We start from the raw sequence: 7,018 nt of genomic DNA, 5'->3' as shown, positions 1-7,018 counted from the left end.
GTTGCTGCATCTGGCAGGCGATGCGCAAGGCTCTCGCGAGCATTTCTTCGAGGCGTTGCAGGCGTTGCCCGACAGTGCGTGGACGTCACGTCTGATGTGCCTGTCGGGGCTGACCCAGCAGGCCTTGTTGCGCGGTGAGCTGGAGGCGGCCCAGGCCCTGAACCGCGAAGCGCTGTGCCTGGCGCGGGCCCATGGCTCGCTGTTGCTCGAGGCCCTGCTGGAGCTGGATCACGCTCAATTGCTCGAACAGCGTGGCGCACCGTATCGGGCGCAGAGCCTGTTGGAGCAGGTGCAGGCGATGTTGCTCAATCAGCGGCTGAAGGCTGGGCCGCTGGTCGGACGCATCGCCCTGCGGCGTGGGCATCTGGCGCTGCGCCAAGGCCAGGACGCCTTGGCTGCCGAGTGTTTCGACGCCGGGTTGACGATGTGTCTGCACAGCCAGGACAAGCGCGTGCTCTACGGTTTTCTCGGCCTGGCATTGCTCGCGGCCAACCGTGGCGATTACGCCCAGGCCTTTATCCAATTGCGCGAGGCCGAGCGCCTGATGCAGCAACGCCAGGTGCCGGACACGGTATACCGCGCGGTGCTGTTGCTGGTCAGCGGGCACTTCTGGTTACAGCAGGGCCGCGCCGAACTGACGGAGGAAGCGGTACGCCGGGTACTCCGCCATTTCCGTGGGCCAGGCGCCAAGCAGGCACCGCCGGCCACGCTGGAATTGATCCCGCGCCTTGAATACCTGTTGGTGTTGGCCGAGGTCAAACTGGGCGTCGCCGATCAACCGCTGGCGCGGCTTGAGGCGTTGCTGGAAGCCTCCCGCCAACGCGGCATGCTGTGCCTGGAAGCCGAATTGCACTTGGTGCTGGGGGAGGTGGCCTGGCAACTGGGTGAACCGGCGGTGGCGCGTCGAGCCTTGCAAAACGGCCTGGAACTGGCGGGGCGCTGCCAGGTGCAGCAGGCGGTTCGCGAACTGCGTTTACGCTCGCCCGGGCTGTTGAGTGAACTGGGCCTGGAGCCGCAGGCCTCGCCGACAGGCACGGCGGACAACCCGCTGAGCCAGCGCGAGCTGGAAGTGCTGCAACTGATCGCCCTCGGTAACTCCAACCTGGAAATCGCCAACCGGCTTTTTATCTCGCTGCACACCGTCAAGACCCATGCGCGGCGCATCCATAGCAAGCTCGGCGTGGAGCGGCGCACCCAGGCGGTGGCCAAGGCCAAGACGTTGGGCTTGATGGGTTAAGCGCAGAACGCCTGACGGTATTCGCCGGGCGTCGCGCCCATGGCCTGGCGAAAGCGATGGGTGAAGTGGCTGGCGCTGGAGAAGCCGCACATCAACGCGATATCACCCACGGGCAGGCTGCCGCTGCGCAGCAGGCTCTGCGCGCGGGCCAGGCGCCGCGCCAACAGATATTGATGGGGCGGCAGGCCGAAGCTCTGACGGAACATCCGCGCAAAATGGTATTCCGACAGCGCGCACATCCCGGCCAATTGACCGAGGCTGATGGGGTCGTCCAGGTGCTGCTCGATGTAGTCCACCAATAAGCGCCGTTGATGTGCCGCCAGCCCGCCTTTCAAGCGCAGCCCGTCGCGCGCGCCGACTTGGCTGAGCAGGGTGTGGCTGAGCATTTCATGGGCCAGGCTACTGGTCAGCAGGCGTTCGGCGGGCTCGTGCCAGTTGAGAGCGATCAACTGGTGAAAGCGGCGCGCCTGGCTGGGGTCTTCGAGGAAGGTGCTTTCCTGCAACTGCAGCGCGCGCGGTTCGCGGTCGAGCAGGGTGATGCAGCCCAAGGCGAATTGCGCCTGGCTGAAATACACATGGGCCAGGCGGATGTCGCCGTTGATCACCCAGGCCGACTGATGCTCGGCCGGCAGGATGCACAACTTGTCGGGCCCGCCTTTGGTGCCCGGCTGGTCACGACGAAAAGTGCCGGTGCCGCCGCCGATGTAGCAGGACAAGGTGTGATGGCCGGGCGCCTGGTAATCCTGGGAGTCGTGGTGGTTGCTCCACAGCGCCGCAGACAAGCCGTCACCGAGCTCGGCGCAGGCTTCGAGGCGAGCGTGGGGCGAGCGGTTGAGGGCTTGAAAGACTTGCAGGGATTCCAGCGTTGACATGGTGTGTACTCTCCGACGCCTTGCATCCTACTCCGAGCCGCTGGTGCTGTGAGCCCGCCGCGCGACAAAAGCGCAAGAATCTGCAAGTGCCGGCCAGGGGTTGAAGGTGACACTGTGGCTCAACCAGCGGAGCCTGTTATGAACCTTTTCCTGTATTTACTCACCGTGCTGATCTGGGGCACCACCTGGATCGCCCTCAAGTGGCAACTGGGCGTGGTGGCGATTCCTGTGTCGATCGTCTATCGCTTCGGCCTGGCGGCGTTGGTGTTGTTTGCGCTGTTGCTGCTCAGCCGCAAGTTGCAGGTGATGAACCGGCGCGGGCATCTGATCTGCCTGGCCCAGGGCTTGTGCCTGTTCTGCGTGAATTTCATGTGCTTTCTCACGGCCAGCCAGTGGATTCCCAGCGGGCTGGTGGCGGTGGTGTTTTCCACGGCGACGCTGTGGAATGCCCTGAATGCGCGGGTGTTTTTTGGCCAGCGGGTCGCGCGCAATGTGTTGATGGGCGGCGGGCTTGGTTTGTTGGGGTTGGGCCTGTTGTTCTGGCCGGAGCTGGCGGGGCACACCGCCAGCCCGCAGACCTTGCTCGGGCTGGGCCTGGCGCTGCTGGGGACGATGTGTTTTTCGGCTGGCAATATGCTTTCGAGTTTGCAGCAGAAGGCGGGGTTGCGTCCGTTGACTACCAATGCCTGGGGCATGGCGTATGGGGCCGTGATGTTGGCGACCTATTGTGTGGTGCGCGGTATTCCGTTCGAGATGGATTGGAGTGCGCGGTATGTCGGGGCGTTGTGGTACTTGGTGATTCCGGGCTCGGTGATTGGGTTTACGGCGTATCTGACGTTGGTGGGGCGGATGGGGCCTGAGCGGGCGGCGTATTGCACGGTGCTGTTTCCGGTGGTGGCGCTGAATGTGTCGGCGTTTGCCGAGGGGTATCAGTGGACTGCGCCGGCGTTGGCGGGGTTGGTGTTGGTGATGGTGGGGAATGTGTTGGTGTTTCGTAGGGGTAAGGTGGTTTTGCCGGTGGACCCGGGGTTCAGGGCGAAGCAGGTCTGAGGTGGGGGGGTGGTATTTAAGCTGGGAGGGGGTTGCTTTAGGTGGGAGGGGGCTTGCCCCCGATAGCGGTGGGTCAGTCACTTATTTGTAGCTGAGCCACCGCTATCGGGGGCAAGCCCCCTCCCACATTTTTTGCATTTTTTGCATTTTTTGCATTTTCAGCATTTTTGGGGTTTGGGTTTGGGTTTGGGTTGATCGGGTGATTTGGGTTATTTGAGGCCTAGGCGCTTGGCCATGCGGCCTAGGTTGGCGCGGTCCAGGCCTAGTTCGCGGGCGGCGCTGGCCCAGTTGTGCTGGTGGCGTTCCAGGCAGGCGTTGATCACTTGGCGCTGGTAGTGCTCGGTGGCCTGGCGCAGGTCGCCGCTGGCGATGGCGGCTACTTCGGGTGGGGGTTCGATCAGCGCTGCGCTGACGTCGGGCAGGTCCAGGTCGTGGGCGCTCAGGCTGAGAATCTTCGGACGTTCGCGACAGTTTCCCAGGGCTTTCAGTGCGCTGCGTCCGATCAAATGTTCCAGCTCGCGCACATTGCCCGGCCAGTTGTAGGCCAGCAATGCCGTCTGGGCGTCGCTGGTCAGGCGCAGGCTGCCCAGGCCCATGCGCGAACGGTTCTGTTCGAGAAAAAAACCGGCCAGCAGCAACACGTCGCGCCCGCGCTCGCGCAGCGCTGGCACTTGCAGCGGGTAGACGCTGAGGCGGTGGTAGAAGTCGGCACGGTAGCGGCCGTTGCGCACCTCTTCAGCCAGGTCGCGGTTGGTAGCGGCGATCAGGCGCACGTCCACCTGATGTTCCTTGTCCGAGCCCAGGCGTTGCAGTTGGCCGCTTTGCAGGACGCGCAGCAGCTTGGCCTGCACCGTCAACGACAACTCGCCGACTTCATCCAGAAACAGCGTGCCGCCATTGGCCAGTTCGAACTTGCCGCGGCGCTCGTTCGACGCGCCGGTGAAGGCGCCGCGCACATGGCCGAACAGCTCGCTTTCCACCAGGGTTTCCGGCAGGGCGGCGCAGTTGAGGCTGATCAGCGGCTTGTCTGCACGGGACGACGCGGCGTGGATCGCCTGGGCCACCAACTCTTTGCCGACCCCGGTTTCGCCGAGCAACAACACCGGCAACTGCGTTTCGGCCAGCAGCGCCAGCTCGTCGAGCAACTGCAGCAACACCGCGCTTTGGCCGAGGATGCCGTCGGGCGGCGCGGTCATTTCGACCCTCCTGGGGTTCAGAGCACCCTGACAACCTGTGGTCATGATTACCTTACTCCGGGATATATCGTTATTTTTCAATCAGTTGAAATTGGCACGCCACGTGCAATCAACGGTGTATATCCGTACCGCCGATGAGGAAAGCCCGATGCGCGTGAGCGACTGGAACACCCAACCCCAGGACCACTTGATCGACCATCTGCTGACGCGCTACCACGCGCGTCATCGCGAGCAATTGCCGGAACTGGTGCGCATGGCGAGCCGCGTCGAACAGGTCCACGGCCACCACCTGCAATGCCCCAACGGCCTGGCCGACCTGCTGCACGATATGCAGCAGGAACTGGAGAGCCACATGCTCAAGGAAGAGCAGGTGCTGTTCCCGATGCTGCAAATGGGCATGGGCCCCCAGGCGGCGACGCCGATCCAGGTGATGCGCTACGAGCACGACCAGCACGCCGAGGCGCTGGAGCAGCTGTTAAGCCTGACGAACCAGATCACCCCGCCGGCCGAGGCCTGTAACACCTGGCGCAGCCTGTACCGCGAGCTGAGCGCCTTTCATGCCGACCTGCGCGAACACATCCGCCTGGAGAACGACATACTGTTCGCCAACGCCGCGCCCGGCCTCGTACCGGCCCGCGCATAGCGCACGTGCTCAACCGATCACTGCGACGATCGTGCAACGTTGCCTGTGCGTTGCCCTTGTCGAGGATCAAGTACGACCGACGCCAACAGGATTATCCTCGGGCATCCCTTCCCGTCATTCCCCGAGGTCAAGATGGTGCTCCATCGCGTTCATCACCAAATCCTGCGCAGCCACCACCTGTTCGAGCCCCTGGACGAGGTGCAACTGAACGAACTGATGAGCAGCAGCCAATTGCTCAGTGTCGATAAAGGCGAACCGCTGTTTCGCCAGGGCGAAACGGCCGATGCGTTCTACTTCGTGATCGCCGGCGCAGTGAAAATCTACCGCCTCACCCCGGACGGCCAGGAGAAGGTGTTCGAGGTGATTGGCGAGCGGCAGACCTTTGCCGAAGCCATGATGCTGATGGATACGCCCAACTACGTGGCGTGCGCCGAAGCAGTGTGCCCCACGCAGTTGTACCGGCTGTCCAACGCCACCTACATGCGTTTGCTGCAGAGCAACAGCCGCCTGACCTTCGCCCTGCTCGGCAAGTTGTGCGTGCGCCTGCACCAGCGGGTCAACGAGATCGAAACCCTGTCGCTGAAAAACGCCACCCACCGCGTGGTGCGCTACCTGCTCACGCAACTGGTGCGCCTGCAAAGCACCAACTGCAGCTTTGAGCTGCCGATGGCCAAGCAATTGATTGCCGGGCACCTGTCGATCCAGCCGGAGACCTTTTCGCGGATTATCCGACGCTTGATCGACGAGAAAATCATCACCCAGGACGGCCGGCAAATCGCGATTCTCGACCGCCCGCGCCTGGAGCAATTCGAGTGAAAACCTGCCTGGTCTGCCAGCACGGCAACGCCGTGGAGCGCGACCTCTGCGAGCGTTGCGCCACGCCCTTGCCTGAGGCCCACGCCAGCACCCAGGCGCGCCGACTGAAGCGTTTCCAGTGGTTCTGCCTGGGCCTGACGCTGTTCTGTGCGGTGATGTTCTTCTGGTTACCCAGGGACTTTTACTGAGCCTCGGTCAACTGCCGATACAGCTGCGGCAGACGTTGCGGCAATTGTTCCGGGCGATGGATCAGGGTGAAACCATGCGCGCCGAACATGTACGGCAGGTAGTCGCCGGCCTGCTTGTCGATGGTGATGCAGAACGGAATCAAGCCCTGGCGCCGCGCTTCGACCACCGCCTGGCGCGTGTCCTCCACGCCGTAACGGCCTTCATACAGGTCCAGGTCATTGGGCTTGCCATCGGTGATCAACAACAGCAACTTGCGCCGCTGCGGGCAGGCGCCCAGCAACTGGGTGGCCTGGCGGATGGCCGCGCCCATGCGCGTGTAGTAACCCGGTTTGAGGCCCTGAATCGCGCCACGCGTGCGATCGTCATAGGCTTGCTCGAACGTTTTGAGCACCTGCAAACGCACCTGATGCCGACGCAGCGAAGAAAACCCATACAACGCAAAGCGATCCCCGGCCCCGGCCAGGCTTTCGCCGAACAGCAGCAGGCTGTCGCGTATCACATCGATGACCTTTTGCTCATCGTTGACATGGGCATCGGTGGACATCGACAGATCGGCCAGCAACAGGCACGCCAGGTCGCGGTGGGTGTGGCGCTGCTCAAGGAACAGACCGCGCTCGGCGCAGGCGCCCTGCTGGCGCTCCACATGAAAATCCAGCCAGGCTTGCAGGTCCACCTCTGACCCTTGAGGCTGCTGGCGCTTCCATTGGCGGTCGGTGCGCAGGCTCTGGAATTGCCGGCGCAAGCGCTGGGCCTGGGCCTGCAACCGCACGGGCAAGGGTTGCGGCGCGTCGCAACGCGGCTGCATCAATTGCAGGTTGACGAAGCCTGCCTGCAAGCACTGCCGCCGGTAGTCCCACTCGGGCAACTTGATGCCCTCGCCCAAGGGGATGTCGTCGACATCGGCGGGCGGCAGATCCAGGTGCAGCTTGAGCCCACCGCTCTTGCGCACGCGCTGGCGCGACAGGCTCAACTGGTCGAGGTCTTCGGCGACACGGGCGGCGTCCGGGTCCTGGCT

General features: G+C 63.5%; 7 protein-coding genes and 1 pseudogene. 5 read left to right on the top strand and 3 right to left on the bottom strand.

What is annotated here, in order from left to right:
- On the top strand, positions 1-1,237 hold a 1,237-nt coding region (locus L9Z73_RS22340; RefSeq protein ID WP_247405563.1), incomplete at its 5' end, for a LuxR C-terminal-related transcriptional regulator.
- Here the strand turns inward: L9Z73_RS22340 and L9Z73_RS22335 are convergent.
- Positions 1,234-2,109 (bottom strand): helix-turn-helix domain-containing protein, encoded by an 876-nt coding sequence (locus tag L9Z73_RS22335; RefSeq protein ID WP_247405561.1) that lies wholly within the window; start codon positions 2,107-2,109, stop codon positions 1,234-1,236. The genes L9Z73_RS22340 and L9Z73_RS22335 overlap by 4 nt on opposite strands.
- Positions 2,110-2,247: 138 nt before the next feature.
- Here L9Z73_RS22335 and L9Z73_RS22330 point away from each other — a divergent pair, with 138 nt between their 5' ends.
- On the top strand, positions 2,248-3,159 hold the full coding sequence (locus tag L9Z73_RS22330; RefSeq protein WP_247405559.1) for a DMT family transporter: 912 nt from the start codon (positions 2,248-2,250) through the stop codon (positions 3,157-3,159).
- A gap of 209 nt (positions 3,160-3,368) precedes the next feature.
- On the opposite strand, the pseudogene norR reads toward L9Z73_RS22330, so the two are convergent.
- Positions 3,369-4,334: pseudogene (gene norR / locus L9Z73_RS22325) on the bottom strand (nitric oxide reductase transcriptional regulator NorR); the annotation flags it as partial.
- A gap of 169 nt (positions 4,335-4,503) precedes the next feature.
- Between norR and L9Z73_RS22320 the strand changes: the two are divergent.
- The 3 genes from L9Z73_RS22320 (at position 4,504) to L9Z73_RS22310 (ending at position 6,002) form a co-directional block, all read left to right on the top strand.
- Positions 4,504-4,998: a hemerythrin domain-containing protein gene (locus L9Z73_RS22320; protein WP_247405566.1), complete on the top strand. Its 495-nt coding sequence runs from the start codon at positions 4,504-4,506 to the stop codon at positions 4,996-4,998.
- A 132-nt stretch (positions 4,999-5,130) separates the two neighbouring features.
- Entirely contained in the window at positions 5,131-5,814 is a 684-nt protein-coding gene (locus L9Z73_RS22315; RefSeq protein ID WP_247405557.1) for a Crp/Fnr family transcriptional regulator, read from the top strand.
- Positions 5,811-6,002: a protein DnrP gene (locus L9Z73_RS22310; RefSeq protein ID WP_247405555.1), complete on the top strand. Its 192-nt coding sequence runs from the start codon at positions 5,811-5,813 to the stop codon at positions 6,000-6,002. The genes L9Z73_RS22315 and L9Z73_RS22310 overlap by 4 nt, the downstream gene beginning before the upstream one ends.
- Here the strand turns inward: L9Z73_RS22310 and L9Z73_RS22305 are convergent.
- Positions 5,996-7,018 (bottom strand): nitric oxide reductase activation protein NorD (locus tag L9Z73_RS22305; protein ID WP_247405554.1); only part of this gene is annotated, 1,023 nt, incomplete at its 5' end. The two genes, L9Z73_RS22310 and L9Z73_RS22305, sit on opposite strands and share 7 nt — an antisense overlap.

This window comes from Pseudomonas emilianonis, assembly GCF_023072625.1.
In the GTDB taxonomy this organism is placed as follows: Bacteria; Pseudomonadota; Gammaproteobacteria; order Pseudomonadales; family Pseudomonadaceae; genus Aquipseudomonas; species Aquipseudomonas paraveronii.
The sequence above is the reverse complement of the archived record's forward strand: the minus strand, read 5'-3'. Positions and strand labels throughout refer to the sequence as shown.

Coding starts and splice junctions, on each gene's coding strand:
- L9Z73_RS22335 (WP_247405561.1), bottom strand. CDS start 2,109: ATGTCAACGCTGGAATCCCTGCAAGTCTTTCAAGCCCTCAACCGCTCG.
- L9Z73_RS22330 (WP_247405559.1), top strand. CDS start 2,248: ATGAACCTTTTCCTGTATTTACTCACCGTGCTGATCTGGGGCACCACC.
- L9Z73_RS22320 (WP_247405566.1), top strand. CDS start 4,504: ATGCGCGTGAGCGACTGGAACACCCAACCCCAGGACCACTTGATCGAC.
- L9Z73_RS22315 (WP_247405557.1), top strand. CDS start 5,131: ATGGTGCTCCATCGCGTTCATCACCAAATCCTGCGCAGCCACCACCTG.